The sequence below is a fragment of the Paenibacillus thalictri genome (genome assembly GCF_004307995.1).
GTDB lineage: Bacteria > Bacillota > Bacilli > Paenibacillales > NBRC-103111 > Paenibacillus_AF > Paenibacillus_AF thalictri.
This window is the reverse complement of sequence record NZ_SIRE01000016.1, coordinates 88,193-110,388: the sequence shown is the minus strand read 5'-3', so window position 1 is coordinate 110,388 and position 22,196 is coordinate 88,193. Positions and strand designations below refer to the sequence as shown.

Genomic DNA, 22,196 nt, shown 5'->3' with positions numbered 1-22,196 from the left:
AGGGAGGGATGAGATGGAAACGTCAATGCGGCGCAAGCCAAATGTGATTGTGTTTTTTACGGACCAGCAGCGATGGGATACGGCCGGATTGCACGGCAATCCGCTGCAGCTGACGCCCAATCTGGACCATTGGGCGCATGAAGGCACTCATTTGTACAATACGTTCACGTGCCAGCCGGTTTGTGGTCCTGCCCGCTCTTGTTTGCAGACGGGGCTGTATGCGACAACGACAGGCTGCTACAAAAATTCGATCCCGCTGCCGGCGGGCAGCCGCACGATAGCTGACGAATTTAACGAGCACGGCTACGAGACGGGGTATATCGGCAAATGGCACTTGGCCAGCACCCGCACGGAACCGGTGCCTGAGCCGCTGCGCGGCGGGTACAAATATTGGCTGGCCGCCGATTCGCTTGAGCATACGTCGGACGCATACGACACCGTGCTGTACGATAACGATAACCGACGGGTGAAACTTCCCGGATATCGGGTGGATGCGCTGACGGATGCCGCCGTGCGTTATATCGACAACCATAAGGAGCAGCCGTTTTTTTTGTTCCTTTCTTATTTGGAGCCGCATCATCAGAACCGGCGTGACGATTATCCGGCACCCCGCGCTCAAGAGCAGCGTTATGCCTCATCATGGACGCCGCCTGATCTGGCCGCGCTTGGCGGTACGGCGCAGCGGCATTTGCCCGGTTATTACGCCATGGTCAAACGCCTCGACGACGCCCTGGGACGGCTGATGGATTCGCTAATCAGCTTGGGCCTTGCCGAAGACACGATCGTATTGTTTACATCCGATCACGGCTGCCATTTTAAGACAAGAAACGGCGAATACAAACGTTCCTGCCACGAAAGCTCAATCCGCATTCCGGGCGCCATTTGGGGGCCGGGTTTTAACGGGGGCGGCCGGGTGAACGAGCTGGTCAGCTTGATCGATCTGCCGCCTACCTTGTTGGATGCTGCGGGCATTGAGGTGCCGGAAACGATGCAAGGCCGCTCGGTGCTGCCGCTTGTCCGGAAAACGGCAGTGAATTGGCCGCAAGACGTCTTCGTGCAGATCAGCGAATCGCAGGTCGGACGCGCAATTCGCACCCGCCGCTGGAAATATGCCGTCAGCGCTCCGCAGCTTGACGGAATCAAAGAAGCAGCCAGCAGCGCTTACACGGAGGAATTTCTGTATGATCTGCAGGCCGATCCGTGGGAGCTGAACAATCTGATCGGCAAAAAGTCTCATCGCGAAGTCAAACAGATACTGCGGACCAAGCTGATTGAGCGTATGGTCGAAGCCGGTGAAGCGGCACCCGTCATCCATCCGGCTGAAGAGACCGACGCGGGCCAATTGCTCGTGCTGGAAACGGAATATTATGAATAACGCAAAAGCAGATCCGGCGATCTGCTTTTTTTGTCGTTTTTTCACTGCTCCATTCTCCTCTTGCAGATCGCGCAAGGGGAAGGTAAAATGCTGAAATGCCGCTTATCCATTTTATGGTATAATCAGTGGACAAAGATGAATGGATAATTTAAAAAAAGGAGGCGGCATCATATGCGGGGTGAAATTTTAAGCCGGCTGCTGGCTGAAGAAATCGAGTATTCCGAGATTCAATACATGACAGACCGCATGAACGCCATCAAGGAACGGCCGGGCAATCCGATGGGCGTCGATATGCGGATGTTTGGCGGCGCCGCGGCTTTTCGCAGCACCAGCATGCCGTGGCCGCAGTTTAACACGGTCAAAGGAATCAGCGAAAACGAGCTGCCATTGCTGGATGAGATGATCGCATTTTACAAGGACAACGGATGTAGGCCGCAATTCGAAGTTACTCCGGCGAAAGCTTCAGCGGCGCTGTTCCGATCTCTTGCCGAGCGGGGTTTAATGCAAACCGGCTTTCATGCTTCGCTGTATGGCAGGCCGGAACATGCTGTTGAGATGGGTGAAGCCGGGGGTAAACGGGGGGATGCATCGACAGCGGCCGTGCGGCACAGCGCTGCGGAATCGCTGTGCGGCGCATCAGCCGCCGTGACCGGGCCGCTTGACGATTCCCCGGTTGCTGCTGGCATAGCCGTTCGCGGGCTCTCCGCGGACGAGCTCGAACTTTATGCAGAAATTCACTGCCTTGGAACAGGGCTGCCGATTTCCGGCAAAGGGCATGTGGCTGACAACAATGTGGTATTATATGGACGGCCCGGATGGAAGTTTTATCTGGCTGCGGTTGATGGTGAGCCCGCCGGTGTCGGAGTGATGTATAGGAGCGGGGGACTGGCCTCCTTTACTTTTGCCGCGGTGCTTCCGCAGTTCCGGAACCGGGGCGTACATGCGGCGCTGCTGCACGCCAGAGCGCTGGAAGCCGCACGGCACAACTGTTTTTGGATCGTCTCGCAGGCTGCTTACGTGTCGGCCAGCTTCCGCAACATGCAGCGGGTTGGTATGCTGCTGGGTTATACAAGAGCAACCTGGACCAGCGGGTCAGAACGTTCGTGAATAAGCGGTTGCAAACGGAAAATGAAGGGAGGCGCCGGCATTGCTTGAGAAGCTGCTGATCGTCTGCGCGTTAACGCTGTTGATTCACGCTTCGGAGACGTTGTCTTTTGCTCTAAGATATGCCGGGGTCCGGACGGGCAAGCTGGCGGTCTCGCTGTCGCTGGCCGGCATGATATTGCTCATATCGCGTACGTCCAACCTGCTGCAAGCGCCGATGATGGGGAAAATGATCGACTTCGCCAAAAACAACAGCGGCTTCGATCTGGAGCTGGCGCTGCGCTACATATTGGGTGCGTCCACGGTGGGCACGCTGGTCGCGATGGTGCTTTTTCCGTCCATGGTGTTTTTGTGCGCAAGGGTGATCGTCCAATTGGAGACGTACGGCTCCATACCAAATCTGATTACAAGTGTGACCTTCGATAAGCTGAAGAAGGCGAAAAACTACTTGAAGAAGCCTACTTTCGGCATGATCAAGTCGCTTCGCCTATACGGGGTTCCGAAACGTCTGCTGCTGCTCAACTGCGTAGTTACCGCGATTTACACGGTTGGGGTTCTGGCTTCGTTGTACGCGGCATATTTGGAGCCCGGCTTAAGTACGGCCGCGTCCCAATCGTCAGGTCTCATCAACGGGGTTGCCACAATTATTATGACGATTTTTATCGATCCGGAGCTGGCGATGCTTACGGATAAAGCGATGACCGACCAGCAGGAGCAGGCGCGGCTGGGCAAAGTGTTTGCGCTGCTGATGGTCTCGCGTTTGGCCGGTACGCTGCTTGCTCAGCTCATCTTGGTTCCCGCCAGCCAGTGGATCTTGTTTGTGATCGGCTTGCTTTAAGCTTTTTTGTTAATGGGGGGTCTTTTTGATCCGAGCATCAAGTACAAACGGCCCAAACGGAAGCAGGGATGCGAAGATAGCGCCGATGATGCGGATAATTTTCCAGCGAAACAAGACGGCCATCATCACCATAGCGACAAGATATAAGACGAATAGCACTCCATGAATCATTCCCGTGACGGATACCGGACCGGGCATGTCCGCGAAATATTTCAGCGGCATGGCGATAAATAAAAGCAAAAGAAACGAGATGCCTTCCATAAAACTGATGATGCGAAAGCTAAGAGCGGCTGTTTTTTTCACGAATGGTTGCTCTCCTTTTCTCCTAAACGGCTGGGGTTCTGTTTCGAAAGCTTCTCTTATTCTAGCATGACGGCTAAACTGAAAACATAGATTCGGCTTACATTTCCTTGTCGATTCAGCGAACTATGCTTAAGGTTTTATTATTGTTTTGTATTCGCTTGGGTTAATACCGGTATGCCGTTTGAATACTTTTGTAAAATAAGCCGGGTCGGTATATCCAACGGCAGCGGAAATATCCACGATTCGTTTGTTTGTGTTTAGAATCATTTCTTTGGCTTTCTCGATCCGCACCCACATCATGTATTCATTAATCGTGACGCCTGTTTCTTGTTTGAATATGGTGCTTAAATAATTGGGAGCCATATACATCTCTTTCGCCAAGTCTTCAATGGTCAGCTTGCCGTCGAATTTTGCATCCATGATTCGTTTGAGCTGGGACACCGTTTTGTGATGCTTATTGCAATGCCCTGTCAAAATAGATGAATACAGCTCAGACAAGTAAATGCACACAGTGTCCTTCATATCGTCGAGAATGTCTAATTTTGATATTTTATCCCAGAAGCTTTTCTCCCAGCGCTGAATAAATTCCGTATGAGTTAGCTTATAGGGCGCCGATATGTCCAGAACAAGGCGTAAGCAAATGCGCCGGCAATCCTCCAGCGACAGCTCCATGCCGGAACGAAGCCGTTGGAACAACTGATCGATGTTTGGATTTAATTGTTCGGACATTAAGCCTTCTTTTTTGATGGCGGACAGCAGCTTTTCTACGTTCGGCTCGCTTGGGAGAACAGTGTTTTCCTCCGATTTTTCAACATGTTTGGCATAAATGGTACTGCTTTTTCCATGATACAATTTTTGCTTTAATGCTTGCGAAATCATGCTGTAATATTGTTTTAATAAATCAAACCGGCGAAAAGGTTCTCCGATTCCGATTGATGCCGGCACATTCACAGCCGCGTAAATAGTTTGCTTGAGCGCTTCCGACTGCTTCAACAGCGGCTCCATCCGCTCCGCGTCCTGAACATGCATCACGCAGGTATATTCACCAAAGCCGCTTTCAAAGCAATAATAAGCGGCGGCATGCGGACGAATCATATTTTCGCATTCCTGCAAGATCCGAGCGGCAGCTTGCTCCTGAGCATTCCTGGCTAATGCGCCAAGTGTATCGGCTCGATTATCGATGCTGACGACAACCATCAGGAACAACCCTTCGACCGGAAACTGCAATTCCAGCAGATGGAGCCGTTCTTGCCAGTCGCCGAATTCCGGCTCGCCGTTTTTAACGAAATCCTGCATATGTTTTGCTTGCAGCAAAGGCAAGCTTTGACTTAGTTTGCGTTCCATCAGCTGCTTGTTTTTCTTCTGCTCATTTGTTTCATGTAACCGCCTTATAATTTCCCTCAGAACGGCCTCCAAATCGGCATGTTTTAATGGCTTCAAGATGTAATCTACAGCTTGTACCTGCAGGGCATTGCGCAAATATTCCAATTCGTCAAATCCGCTAATAAATACAATTTGAATTTCGGAAGAAAACGCTCTGATTTTCCGGCTTAACTCAACGCCGTTCATGCGAGGCATCTGCACATCCGTAAGCACGATATGCGGATCGAGCCGCTGCAGTTGTTCCAGAGCTTCAATGCCGTCCCAGTACACCCCCGCAACCTGAATGTTGTATTTCGGCCAATCAACAAGTTCCGCCAGCCCGTTCCGCAGTACGGGTTCATCGTCTACGATCATTAAACGATACATGCCTGCAGCTCCTTTCACCGTTTGCTATAACTTCACGGCAAGACGAAGTGTAACTACGGTTCCTTTATCCGCTTCCGATTTGATGTCGATGCCGTATTGCTCTCCAAAAAACAGGCGGATACGCTCATTGACATTGTATAAACCGTAATTCCCTTCTTTCGTCAAACCACTCGTAATTTGCTTGATCTTTGAGTCGGACATACCGACGCCATTGTCGGTTACCGAAACGGTCAACTGGCCATTTGTACTGCTTACCTGCAAATAAATAGAACCCGACCTGTCTTCTCTATGCCAAATTCCGTGCTGCAGCGCATTCTCGATAACAGGCTGAATGATCAGCTTGGGAATCAGACAATCGTTCAAAGATTCATGTATGCTCAGCTCGTAATGGAAAGGCTGATCGGTTCGCAGCTGCTGTATGTCCAGATAAACTTGAACAAGCTTCAGCTCGTAGGCGAGCGTGACGATTTCTTCTCCTTTGTTCAGGCTTCTTCGGTAATATTCCGCGAGCGAATCCACCAAGCTGCCGAGTTGATCCGTTTGTTTCCGAAGCGCCATCCATTTGATGGTGTCCAGCGTGTTGTATAAAAAGTGAGGATTGATTTGCGCCTGCAGTACCTTTAACTGAGCTTCTTTGACACGAAGTTTTGCCTCGTAAGATTGCTCCGTTAAATTTCGGATAGTGTCGATCATTTGATGAATCGACAACTCAAGTTTGCCGATGCCGTTGTTTGCATGTGCTTGCGAGCCCATATATTCGGGAGTGTGGGATTTCATCGCCCGGTTGATTCTGCGGATGCTCAACGTAATTTTTCCGGAAATAATCGCGTAGATCGAAGAGATCGAAAGCAGTAAAACAATGATGACAAAGACGACAGTAATAAAATTCAGCGCGATACGGTACCGGGAGATACTCTGTTGAAGCATATTTTCCGGTATGGCGTCAACAATATGCCAGCCCGTAACCGGGATTTGCTTATGAACGACAACCATGCTTGTTTCATCAATGGCAATGGTTGCGAACCCTTCCGGTTCCGAGCCGATCTCTTTCCATCTGCCGCTCTCTACAAGCGGCTTGCCGATTTGGCTTTTATCGGCGGCGGAAATGATATATCCGTCTTGATCGACGATGTAAGCCCTGCCATTTGTACGCTGAGTTAAAGAACTAATCATGCTGTACAGACGGTTTTCAGTCACATCGATAAACAATACGCCAACGATATCTTCGAGATTTTCCATAGGGTGGACTAAACGGACGGCGGAAAATATGTGCTCGTTGGTGGTGGCGACGGAAGGAAGCCGCTCCATATATGTGCTTTTCCATAACATCTGCTTATTTTCGGAGATCCATTGCCGGTACCATGGCTCAGCGGCCAGTTGATCGATTTGGAAAAACCGTACTTTTTCCCGGGAAAACATGTAGCGATTGTCCACAAACAGCCGGATGTTGTCGATATCGCTGTTTTTTTTCAAATTCAGTTCGATTAAGTTTTCCAGCGAGTGGTAGTCGGAAATCTGCTGTCCAATGTTTTCTTCGATTTCTCCAGCATCGTTTTTGCTTAAATATTGGCGCAGCTCGGGGACAGCGACAACATTGGACATATCGCGAATTGCATTTAATTTATAGGAGATGTTCATTTCCAATTGTGTTAATGTTTCAAGTAAGAAAGCGTTTACTTCTTTGTGCAGCTCAGCAACCGTACGCTGGTAGAAAAAGAAAGAAACGATATAGAACGGGACGAGGATCAACATAGACAAGACCGCCAGCCGCCATGTCTGGTTTTGCCGGTTTGGAAGCATTTTGCCGAATTTCAAGCCGTTCACGTCCCACCCTCCTGCAGTCATTTTGTATGTGCTCTTATTTTACCACATGAATACAAACGAAAACTTCACCGGGCGCGAGATTGTTTGGATATTACCAGGAATCGGAGTATTGCCTTATACACAGCGGATGGATTCGGTTATAAGATCAATGTGCGGACTTGATAAGGAAGCCCTTGCAAAACAAAGTGACCGGGAGGGGGATCGTTTATTAGCGGCATTGAAGTTGGGGCCAGGGAACCCGCATGTTAACGAAAGGATGGAGGTAATGAGCGCAGACAAAACCGCTTTAGCCGTCAAAGCGCCAAAAAGCAAGTTTGCCGGAACGCAAATAATAGGCAGTTATTTTTATAAACATATCGACTTGTATGTCATGCTGATTCCGGGTTTGTTGTGGGTAGTTATTTTCAAATTTATTCCGCTTTACGGTCTAACCATCGCCTTTAAAAACTTCCAGCTGTTTCTGGGAGACGGCATCGCCGATGCCATCTACAAAAGCCAATGGGTTGGCCTAGCGCACTTTGAAAGCCTGTTCATAAGCCCTGATTTCGGAAGAGCGCTGCGGAACACGGTGCTGATCAGCGTGTACAAAATTATTTTTTTATTTCCGCTTCCCGTGCTGCTGGCATTGCTGCTTAATGAACTTCGTTCGGCTATTTTTAAGAAAAGCATTCAAACCTTTATTTATTTGCCGCACTTTTTGTCGTGGATTGTCGTATTTGGCGTTTTTTACGTATTTATGGGCAATGAAGGCATGATTAATCAGCTATTGGGCGCGCTTGGTTTGCCTCCGGTAATGTTTTTTACCGATAATGCGGTATTTCGCTCCGTTCTTGTTATTTCCGACGGCTGGAAAGAGGTTGGGTGGGGCACGATTATTTATTTGGCGACGATCGCTTCTATTGATACGGAACAATACGAAGCTGCGGAGATGGATGGAGCAGGGAGATTTATCAAGATGTTTTATATTACATTGCCGGCCATGATCCCGATTATTTCCTTGATGCTGATTCTCAGACTGGGCAATATGCTGGAAGCCGGTTTTGGACAGGTGCTGGCGATGTACAATCCGGCGGTTTACGAATCGGCGGATATTATTCAAACTTATGTGTATCGAATCGGCTTAGGCCAAATGAATTTCAGCCAGGCCACGGCGCTGGGACTGTTTGAGTCCGTCATCGGACTGTTTCTGGTTGTGAGCGGCAACTATTTGTGCCGGGCACTGGTCGGCCGAAGCATATGGTAAAGGGAGGAACATTCAACATGTCGGGCAAAAGCTCTCTTCCGGATCGCTTGTTTCTAGTCGCCAATTCGCTGTTTTTTATTGCTGTCGGCCTGGTTTGCCTCATACCTTGGATTCACTTGATCGCCAAATCCGTAAGCGACGAATCGGCCGTCATTGCCGGCAAAGTATTTCTATGGCCGGTTGAAATCCACTGGGATTCGTATGAATTTGTGTTATTTAAATCCGGTTTTGTTAACGCACTGTCGATATCGCTTTTTGTAACGGTTGTCGGTACATCGCTGAGCCTTGTGTTTACCACGCTGACGGCTTATCCTCTATCCAAGCCCAGGTTGAAGGGCAGAAACTTGTTTATCATGATTTATGTATTCGCCATGCTGTTTTATGGCGGGATTGTTCCGAACTACATGCTCGTCAAAGGGCTTGGCCTGATGAATACCGTTTGGTCCATGATGATCCCGTATTTGATCATTCCCTTCAATGTATTTATTATGAAGACGTTTTTCGAACAAATCCCCGAGCAATTAGAGGAATCGGCCAAAATCGACGGTGCCAGCAATTTGACCATTTTATTCAGACTGATCCTTCCCATCTCGCTCCCATCGCTGGCAACGATCGGATTGTTTTATGCAGTCGCATTTTGGAACGATTATTTGCACCCGCTCTTTTACATTAACAAAACCAATTTGAAACCGCTTCAACTGTTTCTGTACGAGATGATTAAAGGAATTGAAAATTTGCGGCTGGAGGGCGATCCGGAAAGGGCGATGAATATAACGACGGCGACGATCGAATCGGCGACCATTGTGCTGAGCGCTCTGCCCATCATGATCCTATATCCCTTTCTGCAAAAGTATTTCGTCAAAGGCCTGACCATCGGTTCGGTGAAGGGCTAACGCCAGCTCGCAATTGAAAGGGAGATGGGGGAAAACTTAAGATTTTACATTTTTTGCGGCAAGAAACGATGACGACAGCAATCCAAGGAGGGTGCTTATGAAAAATAAAAAAAGCAAAATTGCAATGAACGGCGCGCTTGTTTCCACGCTGATGTTGACCGGCGTTCTCAGCGCCTGCAGCAATCCGGTTCAACCCGGTTCTTCGGCTAACGGGACGGCCGAAAAACCAAAGCCCGTGCTGAAAGTCATGGCGGAATATGACGCCTTGGCCAAACCGGGGACCGATGAAACGTCCAAAGCGACTGAAGAAAGAACCGGATACAAAGTGGAGTATTCGATGCTTCCCGCAGACGATCCGGTGCAAAAACTGAGTATCGAGGTAGCGGCCGGAGCCGATTACGACATTATCCGTATGCAGCCGGAGGCGTTCCGTCTGCTGGCGAGTCAGAATGCATTGATGCCCTTAAATGATTTGCTTGACAAATACGGGCAAAACGTTCTGGACGGCATTCCTAAAGAGGCTTGGGAGCTGACGACCATCAACGGGAAAATATACGGAATTCCCAAAAGATCAGAAAGACTGAATATTTCCCAAGGCATCGGCATCCGATCCGATTTACTGGATTCGCTTGGCATGAAAATGCCAACAACGATGGATGAATTTTATCAAACCTTAAAAGCGATTAAAGAAAATAACAAAGACATGATCCCGTTGACCAGCACTTCCGTACAAATCCCTACCATTAAAAGTGCATTTGGGCTGTATAACCCGTGGATGGAGGTGAACGGCGAAATTGTTCCGGCACTTAAGCTTCCAGCGATGAAGGATTACATGTCTTTTATGATCAAGCTGTATAATGAAGGGCTTCTTGACCGTGATCTGCCTGTCAATAAAAAAGTTGTGGTTGACGAGAAATTTGCCGGCGGCAAGGCTGCGGCCATCCCAACCGATTGGAAGGCTTCGCAAGCCCAGTTCTCAGCGTTATACAAAAATAATGCCAAAGCCAAGACGGACATTATACAGCCTTTAATAGGTAAAAACGGAGAGCAAGGGATATCCGTTAACGCCAATATGGTATACGCCACCGTTATTTTGAAATCGGCCAAGCACCCCGAAGATGCCATGAAATTTATGAATGCACGGATGGACCCGAAAAACTTCGAGTATCTTGCTTTGGGTAAAGAAGGAGAAACGTTTACGAAGCAAAATGGCAAATATATTCCGATTATGCCTGCTTTAAGCGAGAAGCGGGGGGAAGCTTATTGGTATTTATTTGGCATACGCGAGAAGGAATATTCAGAAATGTGGCTCGCACGTCTTCGAAGGGATGCCATTTTATTCGAAACCTATGAGAAGGTAAACAAGGATTACAGCAAGCTGGCGCATTTTAATATTACCGGCATGATGCCTCCGCTCGAGAGCTACACCAAATACAATGCGGCGCTCAGCAAGCTGGAAGACGACTATTATACGCAACTGCTGGTCGGCAGCGAAAAGCTGGACAATTACGACCGTTTTATAAAGAAATGGGAGGATGCCGGAGGTGCGGCCGTGACCAAGGACATCAACAATTGGTATAAAAACGGAGGCAAGCAGTTTACGGAAAATTTGTTGAAAACATATCCGGCAGGTTACTAATACGATTGGGAGGTTCACGACATGAAACAGCTCATTACCGATGTACTGGTTGTAGGAGGAGGCACCGCGGGCGCAGTAGCCGCCATCGGAGCGGCAGAGGAAGGCGCCAAAGTGATACTGGTCGAACGGGACGGCGTTCTGGGCGGAGTTGGCGTCCGCGGGGGGATTCATTACTACTATTATGGCAGTATGGGCGGAACGCAGACGAATATTGATTACTCCACCCGCAGCGTTGCCAAACATATGGGGGGAAAAAGCCGGGGGTTTCATCCCGAGGCCAAAGGGCTTGTTCTCTCCGAACGGGTGCGGGAGCTGGGAATAGAAGTTGTTTATGATGCCGTTGTTGCGGATGTTGTCATGCATGGAAAACAGGTTGCCGGCGTAATCGTGGAAACCGATCGGGAGAAGGTGGAAATCCTAGCGAAGGTGACCATCGATTCCACGGGAGACGGCGATGTCGCTTATTTGGCGGGAGCGGAATTTACACAAGGCCGCGAATGGGACGGGGCAACACATACGTACTCCTTGGCGCCCCGCTACATTGACCCAAGAGGCGTGCTGCAATATAAAAATTTCGATATCGGGTGGGTGATCAGCACAGATCCCCGCGATGTTTCCCGGGCTTATCGTGCAGGGCGCCAGTACGCCTGGCGGGGACAGGAAGATCCGAGCAATACCCATTATACAGTGATCGGCCCCCAGCTTGGCATCAGGGAAGGACGGATCATTCTCGGGGAATATGTATTGCATCAGGATGATATGCTGCATGATAAAAGGTTTGACGATGTCGTGATGCGTTGTTTCTCCCATCATGACACCCACACGTACGATTACGCCAACGAAAGTGACTTTACGCAAATTTATATTCCCATTCTTGGTTTTCGTAAAATTCCATTCGGCGGAGATGTGCCTTACCGCTGTTTTGTCCCACGGCAAATCGACGGTTTGCTGATCGGATGCCGCGCGCTTTCGCAGGACCATGACTGCTCCATGACATTGCGGATGCAAAGGGATATGCAGAAGGTCGGGGAAGTAGTCGGCGTGGCGGCGGCGTTAAGCGTCCAGCAGCAAACTCTTCCTAGAAATGTAAGTATTCCCGACTTGCAGCATAAGTTGATCGCCAGGGGCGTATTGCAGGAATCGGATTTGCAGCGCGAAAGCGAACCTTGGATGGTCTTCGAAGCGGAAACAAAGGAGCATCGGCGTGATCTGCTTCTGGAAGAGGATCAAACTCGTCATGTGGAGTTCTTGATCGATTATTTGGGCGGCGGGGAAGAAGACATCGCTTTATGGTGGATTTGGCAGCTTGGAGACATATGTGCGCCTTCGTTGCTGGAGGCACTGCCGTATGCGCAAGGCAAAAAGCTGCGGGGGATCGCTTTGGGGCTTGGTTTAATCCGGCATCCGTCCAGCGTTCCGTTATTGGCGAATGTATTCAGAAGCAGGGATGCCGAGAAGAAACCGGATCCGCTTACCTGCTCGGAGGAGAGATGGCTCGCCGCATTAATCTTGCTGAAGCAGCAGGGAAATCCGATCGTTGCATCGGACGTCATCGAAGCGCTGTTCAAGGAACGAAAAAGCACAACCGTTTTATATATGTTGCATTATTTGGTTGCGGTAGCCGAGCAGCTGACGGACCAGCAGAAAGCGCGGCTTGAACAAGCAATCGGGCAATTGCTGCAGGATCCGGAATTGGGTGACGATTATTTTGTCAAAGGCTCGCATGGGATCACGCCTACCAAAGGAGAGTGCAGTTCGATGAGATGGGGCATCGAAATCACGGCAGGTTATTTGCTTGGACGAATCGGGGGAGACGGCTTACAAGTTTTGCGTACCTATATGCAGGACCGCCGAGGGTATGCCAGAACGGCTGCAGCTATGATGACAGCCCGGTTAAGTGAAGCGAAGGGAGCTGTTCAAGCATGAATGCAAATACTCAAAACGTTATCGGGACGTATGATGTTATCGTTGTCGGCGGAGGAGCAGCCGGTGTCGCCGCCGCCAAAACTGCCGCCGAAGGAGGCGCAAGCGTAGTTCTCATCGAACCTACCGGTTCGCTGGGGAGAGAGATTGTAAGAGCCAGGAATTTGTTTGTCGATCTGTCGCGGTTCCCGGATGTTCCTGCTGCCGTATCGCTGCTTGCGCATCTGGAGAAACGCAAGGGATGGTTTGACGGCAAGCTGGATACCAATTGTGCGGCGGCTGCCTTCGACGATATGCTGGATGAGGCTCATGCGGACGTTTTGTTTCAAGTATGGGCATCCGGCATCGCGCTGGAAGGCGGAAAAATTCGCGGTTTGGAAGTCGCCTCTAAATCGGGATACGGCTTCATTCGCGCACCCCATGTGATCGACGCTTCTATGTACGGAAAAATAAGCCGGTCCGTATTCAAAGCGGTGGAAAATACGAGCGGCCGCTCTATGATTCGGTTATTGTACAATAACGTGCCGGAAATGAGCCGGCGGGAGTTCAGTTATATTCACGATGAATACGGCAGCGTCAACGTGACGTGCGAGCCTACCTTTTGGCCGGGTGAGTGGAGGGTGTCGCTTGAAATCGCGCGCTTATTGCGTCGTGATGAATGGTCCGGCCTGGTGGACGCATCCTTGTCCATTTTGCGTAATCATGCACCGGAGCTGGCGGACGGGGTGCTTACTTATATCGCCGATGACGTCTGGAGCACGCCGGAATGCACGTTGGCAGCGGAGGGAGAAGATAACGGCTGTGCCGCCGTATTGCTGGATCGGAATCCGGATGATCCTCACGGAACGCCGGTAGAGCTGGGCCGCGGCATGCTGACGAATCCAAAGCTGGCCGACGGACTTGTGTTATCCGGATCGTGGATCGAAGGGTTTCCGGCAGCAATTGAGCAGGAACAACTGGCGATCATAAATTTGTTCAAGCTTGGAGAAACTTCCGGCAAGCTGACGCTTGAGTCTTTGCGCAACAAAGCAGCCGAAATAATGTAATAAGATGAGGTAACATACCTATGTTCCGACTTTTAACCCCCGCTATTGGGGGTTTTTGTGCTGATATATTTTGGGATTTGCTGTATCCAGTTCATGGTATAATCGGAAGTACCATAAAAGGAGGAGCGCACGAGATGAAAACACTGTATGTTTCCGATTTGGATGGAACGCTGCTGAACGACGACAAGAAGCTGGAGCCCGAAGCGGCCCGCATATTAAACGGCCTGATTGATCAAGGCATGCCGTTTACAATTGCGACGGCCCGGTCGATCGATTCCGTCAAAGACATTGTTCAAGGACTGCGCTTGGAGCTGCCGGTTGTTTTGATGAACGGCGTATTTATTTACGATATGCAGCGGCAGCTCCGCATTCAAAGCAATTATTTACCGAATGGGCTTGCGGCCCAGATACTTGCCACTTATTTGCAGCAGCAGCTCAACCCGCTGGTGTATACGATCGACTTGTCGGGCCAGCCGAAAATATATTACCGCGGGATCCATAACGAAAGCGAAGCGGATTATATCGGCAATCGGCTCGGAAACGGGGACCAGCGGTTCCGGCTTACCGAAGATTACAGCGAAAGCTTGCATGAGCGCATCATCAGCATGAACGTCATTGATACTCCCGAAAGGCTGCAAGCCGCCTATGAAACGTACAAAGACGAATCCGCATGTGTCTGCCATTACGGTCCGGATATTTATGCGCCGGGGTATCATTGGCTGGAAATCTCCAGCTCCCATGCGACGAAGAAAAACGGCGTCTTGTTTGTCAAAGAGACATGCGGCTTCGATAAGATCGTTTGTTTCGGCGACAATCTGAACGATATTCCGATGTTTGAAGCGGCGGACGAGAAATATGCGGTCAGCAATGCTAATCCCGAGCTGCTCCGGCTGGCCGACGGGGTTATCGGCAGCAATAAGGAGAATGGCGTGGCCCGGTATTTGCAGTCCATTTTCGCAAGGGGGGAATAAGATGAAAATCGACAGATTGGACCATTTTGTGCTTACTGTCGGAAATATCGACAAAACGGTCGAGTTCTACACGACCGTACTTGGCATGGAGGCGGTTGTGTTCGGACAGAACCGGAAAGCGCTTGTATTCGGGCGGCAAAAAATCAATCTGCATGAAGCCGGGCATGAATTTAAGCCGCATGCGGAGAAGCCGACGCCGGGCTCCGGCGATTTTTGTCTGATCAGCGAAACGCCGCTGCATGAAGTTATTCAGCACTTGAACTCGCTGGGCGTACCTATCGAAGAAGGCCCGGTGAAACGCACCGGCGCTGTCGGGGAGATCGGGTCGGTGTACGTCAGGGATCCGGACGGCAACTTGGTGGAGATTTCGAATTATATTTGATGGGAGATGTTCCCGTTCCCATTGGCTTGGGTCACCGGAGATTCATTTTATCTACGGGGTCGCCAAGCCTTTTTATCATATACGTTAAATTTCATTATAATATACGATTTTATTGATGGTTTCTGTTTTATGAAGTGATTAGTAAGGTTTTTAGGTCTTTTTTGGATATAAACCCAATTTTTCGTTGACATATCGTATATTATATTTTAAGATTTTGTTTGTAATCATATTTGATTTTAAGCTTTAGTTATGCGTGTACGGGAGGAAGTTACGTGCAGAAAGATACGGACATGGACAAAGTCATACGAACCGAGTATATCTACAACTACTTGAAGGAGAAGATTTTTGGGTGGGAACTATCCCCCGAGAAGAAAATTAACATCGACCAGCTGTCCAGAGAATTAAATGTCAGTCCGATTCCGCTAAGAGAAGTTTTATCCCGGCTGCATTCGGAGAAGCTGGTTATTTTTGAACCGAATAAGGGTTATCGGGTCAGCGGAGTTTTGGATGATAAACGTATGACGGATATGCTGGAGACGCGTATATTAATCGAAACGCAAGCGGTCCGAAGTGTGATCCGATCCGGGCGATTGCAAGTACTGGATGAAATGGTACCGCTTACGGAGCGAATTTCAGCCATCCGCATGGGCGGCAGCTATAAGGAAGTTCTGGAGTTTAATCAGTTGGACCAGCAGTTTCATTATTTGATGGTGAATGCGGCCGGTAATTCTTTTCTAACCGATGCTTATGTAGGCATGCATTGCCATCTGCATATCGCGCGTTTTTATCATATGAGGGGTGAAGTGGATCAGCAGGAAGCCTCCGCCGAACATCAGGATATTATCGAGGCGATACGTCTGCGAGACATATACCGCGCTGAAGAAGCCGTGATCAACCATATTAAAGACGCAAAAAGCCGGCTGTTTGAAAAACGGATTCACTGATTGTGTTTTTGAAACAATTTTGTAAGCGTTATCAGTTATCGTTTGGCAAGTATACGACGGTCAGGAGGTGATGAATTTAACTTAAACCAATATGAAGGGCGGTTCTTTAGTTGCGAAAGCCAATCAAAATCATATTAATCAGGAGGTAAACATGAAGGCGAAATCAGTTTCCCTGTTGTTGATCACTTGTTTAACGACAACTATGATTGGATGTTCAAGCAGCAACACCTCACAAGCACCCTCTACCACCACAGCAAACACCACGAATAACCCCGCTGGGAATCCAGCTCCAACCAGTCCGGCACCGGCCAGTCCAGCCAAAACCGAAGTCAAGGAGGTCAGAGTCAGCTGGTATGGAGATGCGCAGCGCAACAAAATTTATCAATCCACCTTTGACGAAATTCAAAAAAAATTACCCGATCTGAAAATTACAAGGGAGTTCGCCTCATCCAACGATTATTATACGAAATTAAATACCCAAACGGCCGGGGGCAACGCCCCGGATTTAATGATTTTCACATTATATACGCTGTATGACTACGCCAAGCGGGGCCAGCTTCTGGATTTGAAGCCATATGTAGATAAAGGTGTCATTGACCTGAAGGACTTCGATCCGGCGATTGTAGAAAGCGGTAAAGTCGACGGCAAGCTGCTGACGGTATCGCAAGGGAACTCGATTCTGGCTTCATTCTACAACAAGGATATGTTCAAAAAAACCGGAGTCAAGGAGCCGAGTTTTGATTGGACATGGGATGAGTTCTCCCAGACGATGATTGAACTTGCCGGCAAGCTGGATAAAGGCACATGGGGAAGCGTTGATTTGGGCGGATCGATCAACCAGTTTCAGGCTTTCTTGAAGCAGCGGGGAAAAGATTTGTATAGCGAAAATGGCGGGCTTGGCTTTGAAAAAGCAGATATGGCCGACTGGTATACGGTATGGGATAACCTGCGGCAGAAGGGCGGTATTCCCCCTGCTGACATCTCGGCGGAATACGACGGCAAACCTGAAGCGGAAGGATTGTTTGGCCTCGGCAAGGTAGCCGTAAGAATGGGCGCGTCCAACCAGTTTGCGCTTGCGCAGGAGATTATGAAGAACAACCAGCTAGGCATTGTCAGAATGCCGCAGACAAAAGGCGGCACTTCCTACGATCAGCTTGCCGGCGTATATATGGGCATTTATACAAAATCCAAAGTGCCGGAGGAAACGGCCCGTATTATCAATCTGTTCGCTAATGATGCGAGCGCAGCCAAAGAGTTCGGCTTGCTTTATGGCCCGGTCGGACAAACGAAAGTCATGAAGGAGTTGGAACCGACGTTAAGTCCGGCGATGAAAGCGGTCAGCGATTATCAGAAAGCGGTCAGCAAAAATGCAACCTCCACCGTTCCGTTCCCGGTCGCCAGCAACGCCGTCAATAAATTAATTGCCGATCAAAATCAGCAAATCGCCTACAAGAAAAAAACAATCACACAAGCGGTCGATGCTTTCTTTACCGAAGCGGAGAAGCTGTTGAAACGCTAAATGGATGACGCGGACAAACAAGCGATGGGGCAGCGGCCAAGCTTGCCGCTGCTCCAATTAGGAGAGAGTCGCATGAAATTCAAAGATTACGGGATCGCCTATTTATTTCTGACGCCGTGGTTTCTCGGGCTGCTGATATTTAGTTTATTTCCGCTTGTCGCTTCATTGTATTTGTCGTTTACTTCTTACGATATGTTTAATACGCCCGTCTGGACGGGGCTGCAAAATTACTACCATATATTTACCGACGATACGTTTTACACATCGCTTAAAGTGACTTTCAAGTATGTGTTTCTGAGCGTCCCGCTGGAACTGATTGCCGCCTTGGCGCTTGCCCTTCTGCTTAGCAACAGCATGAGCCGTGCCGTAAATCTGTATCGGGGTTTGTATTATATCCCGTCACTGATCGGAGCAAGCGTATCGATCGCCTTATTGTGGAGGCAAATTTTTGGCGCGGAGGGGCTGCTTAATCAATTGTTATGGCTGTTTGATATACAAACATCAAGCTGGATCGCCAGTCCCGAAACCGCGCTGTTTACCATCGTATTGTTGAAAGTATGGCAGTTTGGTTCGCCGATGATTATTTTTCTGGCGGGTTTAAAGCAAATTCCTAAGGAATTGTACGAAGCCTGCGCGATGGACGGAAGCGGCAGGATAGGCCGGTTTCTCCACATTACGTTGCCTTTGATTACTCCTTTTGTATTGTTTAATCTGATTATGCAAATTATCGCTACCTTCCAAGCATTTACACCTGCGTATATTGTGAGCGGAGGCTCCGGGGGGCCCGTGAAATCGACCTTGTTTTACACGTTATATTTATACCAGCAAGGGTTCCAGAACTATCAGATGGGATTTGCTTCCGCTATGGCATGGCTCTTGATGGTGATTATCGGATTGTTTTCGCTTGTCACTTTCTGGACATCGAAACGATGGGTACATTATATGGAATAAGAAAGGAAACCAAACATGACTGCTTCAAAGGGATTCAACGCATTTATGTTCCATGCTGTGGTCATTCTCTTCGCATTTGTCATGTTTTATCCGGTGCTTTGGATGCTGGTCAGCTCGTTTCGCGCGGATTTGAACATCCTTGCCGATATGAGCTTATGGCCGGGAAAAATGACGCTGGATAACTACATCAAGGGCTGGTCCGGTTTTTCGGGAGCTTCCTTCGCGATTTTTTTCAAAAACTCCTTTTTTATCGTGGCGATATCGATTATCGGCAATGTGATGAGCTGCTCGCTTACGGCGTATCCGTTTGCCAGAATGGATTTTCCGTTAAAAAAGCTGTTTTTCGGCATTATGTTAATGACGATTATGATTCCCGAGCATGTGCTGCTCATTCCGCAGTACATTATGTTTAATAAATTCGAGTGGATCAACACGTATTTGCCGCTGCTGGTTCCCCGGTTTTTTGCCGTAAATGCGTTTTTCATTTATTTGATGATTCAATTTATACGCAGCTTGCCTAAAGAGCTGGATCATGCGGCGACCGTTGACGGTTGTAACCGATTCCAGATTTATACCAGGCTGATCCTGCCGATGTCCATGCCGGTATTGGTGACGGCGATGATTTTTACGACGATATCCACTTGGAACGATTTTTTGCACCCGTTGATTTATATTAGCGAAGTGAAGAAATTTACAGTATCGCTGGGTTTAAGTTTATTTATTACGTCGGGAGAAGGCAAGTCGGAATACAGCCAGCTGTTCGCCATGTCCATGCTGTCGTTGATCCCTTTGTTTACGGTATTTGTTTTTTTTCAGAGGTATTTAGTCGACGGCGTAGCTTCGTCGGGGATTAAATAAAGCAATACACATTCCAGCAACCTATTGAGGAGGAATTTGTAATGAAAATTGCCAAACTCGAAGCGATTATTTTGGAAGTTGAAGTGAAAAATCCGGCCAGCGACGCTTTGCACACGTATGATGCGGGAAGAACCGTTGTAACGAGAATATTTACGGACGAAGGTATTGTTGGATACGCTACAACCCATATTGGCAGAGGGAAACCGACGGCCGATATTTTAAAAATGCTGCTGGAGAAGGAACTGGCTCCCATCATCATTGGCGAGGATCCGTTCTTCACCCGCCAAATCCGCAAAAAGCTGTGGGGTGTCGCCGACTATCACGGTGTTGAAGGTTTGGCTCACTTTGGCGTGTCGGCGATTGATATAGCTTTGTGGGATATCGTAGGCAAAGCGATGAACCTGCCGACGGCCAAAGTGCTGGGAGCTTGCAGAGACCGCATACCGGCGTATTCGATGGCCGGCTGGTACTACGGAGGGGAGAAAGATTTTATCGTGCGGTGTCTTGCCGTGGCCGAAGAAGGGTTTAAAGCGATCAAGCTGAAGGTGGGGCGTTATTCCCTGGAAGACGACATTCAGCGGATCAAGGCCGTACAAAAGGAATTAGGGACGGCGTTCCCGATTATGGTTGACGCCAACCAAGGCTTCGATGAACGGGAAGCGATAAAACGGGGAAGGGCATATCAGGAGCTGGGCATCCGCTGGCTGGAGGAACCGTTGATTCCGCAGCATAAAGAAAACAGCGCCCGTCTGGTGCAGGCATTGGATATCCCGATTGCGATCGGTGAAAATTTTTATTCCAAACATCAATTTTACGATGCGGTAAAAGCGGGCGCCGCTTCCGTGTATCAGCCGGATAACCGGCGGGCCGGCGGGCCGACGGAATGGCTGGAAATCGGGGCCATTACGGATGCGGCAGGATTGCATATTGCCAGCCACGGCGGGGGTCCGGCTAATGTGAATATGCTTTGCGCGATCCCTAACGCGATCTACTTGGAAAGCGGCAGCTTAAAACATGAAAACGACATGATGGCCACTCAGCTCCAAATGGTCGATGGCGAGGTGCTGCTGCCGGATACTCCGGGCATGGGCACGGAAGTCAGAAGCGACTTCATCAAAGCGCACCGGGTCGACTGACACAAGCATCGGCATTTGTGCGAATTTACAGCGATAAGGAGAGGCAAGCATGACCGGAAAAATATATGGGAATTTTATCGGTGGAAAATGGTGGGAAGCAAACGAGACATTCCCGGTGTACCATAAGTTTACGAATGAAGTGATTGCTAGGGTTGCGAAAGCTTCCAGGGAGGAGGTTGGCGCTGCGGTTGAACATGCGGTGAGCGCTGTCCGAACGAAAGCGCTGGCTCCTTATGAACGTTATGAAATTTTAATGAAATCCGCCGAATGGTTCCGCAGGCAAAAAGAAGAGATCGCTTCAACCATAGTTCAGGAATGCGGCAAAGTGTTAAAAGACGCCAGGCAGGAGGTCGACCGCTGTATTCAGACGTTTATCGCTTCTGCGGAGGAAGCCAAACGAATAGGCGGCAGCGAAATTCCGATCCAGGGACAGCCGGGCAATAACTCCAAGCTGGCCTTTACGATCAGAGTGCCGGTAGGGGTAATATGTGCGATTACGCCGTTTAACTTTCCGTTAAATTTAGTGGCTCACAAGGTTGCGCCGGCGATTGCGGCCGGAAATGCCGTGGTGTTGAAACCGGCCGGGTATACCCCTCTGAGTTCGTTCAGAATGGCCGAAATATTGGCAGAAGCCGGACTGCCTGACGGGTATCTCAATATCGTTAACGGTTCCGGTCAAGAAATAGGCAAATATTTGTTAGAGGACAAGCGAATTAACATGTATACGTTCACCGGAAGCCCAAGCGTCGGCAAGCAGATTAAAAATTCGACGGGCATTCGCAAGGTGACTTTAGAGCTCGGCAACAATTCTCCCAACATCGTGCACAAAGACGCGCCGGATTTGGAAAAGGCGGTTAGGCTTTGTGTCAGCCGGGGTTTTACCAATAATGGGCAAGCCTGTATTTCCGTCCAGCGCATCTACGTTCATCGAGATATTTACGATGAATTTGTAGCTAAAGCCGTAACTTTCGCCGGCGGCCTGGCGGTTGGGGATCCGGAGCAGGAGGAAACCGACGTAGGCCCGATGATTGCCGAAAAAGAAGCGGCGCGTGTCGAAGAATGGATTACGGAAGCGGTGAGTCAAGGAGCGCGTGTTGTTTTCGGAGGAAAACGGACGGGAGCGCTGCTGCAGCCGACGATTTTGACAGACGTAACTCCCGAGATGAAAGTCGTCTGCCAGGAAGTGTTTGCCCCGCTTGTCAGTATCGTTCCGTATGACAGCATCGACGAGGCGATTGAAGCTGCCAATGATTCGGACTTCGGTTTACAGGCCGGTTTATTTACATCCAATTTGCAATTGGCTCTGTCTGCGGCCAAAAGGCTGGAATTCGGCGGTGTCATTATTAATGATTCATCTTCGTTCCGGGCGGACATTATGCCTTATGGCGGAGTCAAAGACAGCGGAATTGGAAGAGAAGGTCCTTCTTATGCGGTACAAGAGATGACCGAAGAACGAATCGTGGTCATTGAACTCTAATGTTAACGGAGGGCTCCTGCC

The 22,196-nt window shown here is 49.3% G+C and carries 19 protein-coding genes; 16 read left to right on the top strand and 3 right to left on the bottom strand.

Translation table 11 applies throughout. The features are described 5' to 3' along the window. Positions 1–13 precede the first annotated feature (13 nt). The 3 genes from EYB31_RS22120 (at position 14) to EYB31_RS22110 (ending at position 3,317) form a co-directional block, all read left to right on the top strand. Positions 14–1,375: a sulfatase family protein gene (locus tag EYB31_RS22120; protein ID WP_240762721.1), complete on the top strand. Its 1,362-nt coding sequence runs from the start codon at positions 14–16 to the stop codon at positions 1,373–1,375. A gap of 171 nt (positions 1,376–1,546) precedes the next feature. After that, complete coding sequence (locus tag EYB31_RS22115; RefSeq protein WP_131015598.1) at positions 1,547–2,482, top strand: GNAT family N-acetyltransferase; 936 nt, start codon at positions 1,547–1,549, stop codon at positions 2,480–2,482. 40 nt (positions 2,483–2,522) lie between these two features. Further along, entirely contained in the window at positions 2,523–3,317 is a 795-nt protein-coding gene (locus EYB31_RS22110) for a lipid II flippase Amj family protein (RefSeq protein ID WP_131015597.1), read from the top strand. A 9-nt stretch (positions 3,318–3,326) separates the two neighbouring features. On the opposite strand, the gene EYB31_RS22105 is transcribed toward EYB31_RS22110, so the two are convergent. The 3 genes from EYB31_RS22105 to EYB31_RS22095 all read right to left on the bottom strand — a co-directional run bounded on the left by EYB31_RS22105 (position 3,327) and on the right by EYB31_RS22095 (position 7,193). Continuing rightward, positions 3,327–3,620 carry a DUF3817 domain-containing protein gene (locus tag EYB31_RS22105; protein ID WP_131015596.1) on the bottom strand — a complete coding sequence of 98 codons (294 nt, stop codon included), beginning with the start codon at positions 3,618–3,620 and terminating at the stop codon, positions 3,327–3,329. Positions 3,621–3,749: 129 nt separating this feature from the next. Next, on the bottom strand, positions 3,750–5,369 hold the full coding sequence (locus EYB31_RS22100; protein WP_131015595.1) for a response regulator transcription factor: 1,620 nt from the start codon (positions 5,367–5,369) through the stop codon (positions 3,750–3,752). 24 nt (positions 5,370–5,393) lie between these two features. Beyond that, on the bottom strand, positions 5,394–7,193 hold the full coding sequence (locus EYB31_RS22095) for a sensor histidine kinase (RefSeq protein WP_165452549.1): 1,800 nt from the start codon (positions 7,191–7,193) through the stop codon (positions 5,394–5,396). A gap of 265 nt (positions 7,194–7,458) precedes the next feature. Between EYB31_RS22095 and EYB31_RS22090 the strand changes: the two genes are divergently transcribed. The 13 genes from EYB31_RS22090 (at position 7,459) to EYB31_RS22030 (ending at position 22,175) form a co-directional block, all read left to right on the top strand. Then, positions 7,459–8,436, top strand: coding sequence for an ABC transporter permease (locus tag EYB31_RS22090; protein ID WP_240762719.1), 978 nt, complete (start codon positions 7,459–7,461; stop codon positions 8,434–8,436). Between the two features lie 17 nt (positions 8,437–8,453). Further along, positions 8,454–9,329, top strand: coding sequence for a carbohydrate ABC transporter permease (locus tag EYB31_RS22085; protein WP_131015592.1), 876 nt, complete (start codon positions 8,454–8,456; stop codon positions 9,327–9,329). 97 nt (positions 9,330–9,426) lie between these two features. Continuing rightward, entirely contained in the window at positions 9,427–10,968 is a 1,542-nt protein-coding gene (locus EYB31_RS22080; RefSeq protein WP_131015591.1) for an extracellular solute-binding protein, read from the top strand. 21 nt (positions 10,969–10,989) lie between these two features. Then, complete coding sequence (locus EYB31_RS22075) at positions 10,990–12,894, top strand: FAD-dependent oxidoreductase (protein ID WP_131015590.1); 1,905 nt, start codon at positions 10,990–10,992, stop codon at positions 12,892–12,894. Next, positions 12,891–13,937 carry an FAD-dependent oxidoreductase gene (locus EYB31_RS22070; RefSeq protein ID WP_131015589.1) on the top strand — a complete coding sequence of 349 codons (1,047 nt, stop codon included), beginning with the start codon at positions 12,891–12,893 and terminating at the stop codon, positions 13,935–13,937. Before EYB31_RS22075 ends, EYB31_RS22070 begins: the two co-directional genes overlap by 4 nt. Before the next feature lie 134 nt (positions 13,938–14,071). Further along, entirely contained in the window at positions 14,072–14,908 is an 837-nt protein-coding gene (locus tag EYB31_RS22065; RefSeq protein WP_131015588.1) for an HAD family hydrolase, read from the top strand. A gap of 1 nt (position 14,909) precedes the next feature. Further along, positions 14,910–15,290: a VOC family protein gene (locus EYB31_RS22060; RefSeq protein WP_131015587.1), complete on the top strand. Its 381-nt coding sequence runs from the start codon at positions 14,910–14,912 to the stop codon at positions 15,288–15,290. Between the two features lie 272 nt (positions 15,291–15,562). Continuing rightward, positions 15,563–16,234, top strand: a complete 672-nt coding sequence (locus EYB31_RS22055) for a GntR family transcriptional regulator (RefSeq protein ID WP_131015586.1) — start codon at positions 15,563–15,565, stop codon at positions 16,232–16,234. A gap of 151 nt (positions 16,235–16,385) precedes the next feature. Continuing rightward, positions 16,386–17,753 (top strand): ABC transporter substrate-binding protein, encoded by a 1,368-nt coding sequence (locus EYB31_RS22050; RefSeq protein ID WP_165452548.1) that lies wholly within the window; start codon positions 16,386–16,388, stop codon positions 17,751–17,753. A gap of 72 nt (positions 17,754–17,825) precedes the next feature. Further along, the gene (locus EYB31_RS22045; RefSeq protein ID WP_131015584.1) at positions 17,826–18,704 is read left to right on the top strand and encodes a carbohydrate ABC transporter permease; all 879 of its coding nucleotides are present in this window, start codon (positions 17,826–17,828) and stop codon (positions 18,702–18,704) included. Positions 18,705–18,719: 15 nt separating this feature from the next. Next, positions 18,720–19,562, top strand: a complete 843-nt coding sequence (locus EYB31_RS22040; RefSeq protein ID WP_131015583.1) for a carbohydrate ABC transporter permease — start codon at positions 18,720–18,722, stop codon at positions 19,560–19,562. Between the two features lie 41 nt (positions 19,563–19,603). Continuing rightward, positions 19,604–20,698 carry a mandelate racemase/muconate lactonizing enzyme family protein gene (locus EYB31_RS22035; RefSeq protein WP_131015582.1) on the top strand — a complete coding sequence of 365 codons (1,095 nt, stop codon included), beginning with the start codon at positions 19,604–19,606 and terminating at the stop codon, positions 20,696–20,698. 49 nt (positions 20,699–20,747) lie between these two features. Continuing rightward, on the top strand, positions 20,748–22,175 hold the full coding sequence (locus tag EYB31_RS22030) for an aldehyde dehydrogenase family protein (RefSeq protein WP_131015581.1): 1,428 nt from the start codon (positions 20,748–20,750) through the stop codon (positions 22,173–22,175). Positions 22,176–22,196 lie beyond the last annotated feature (21 nt).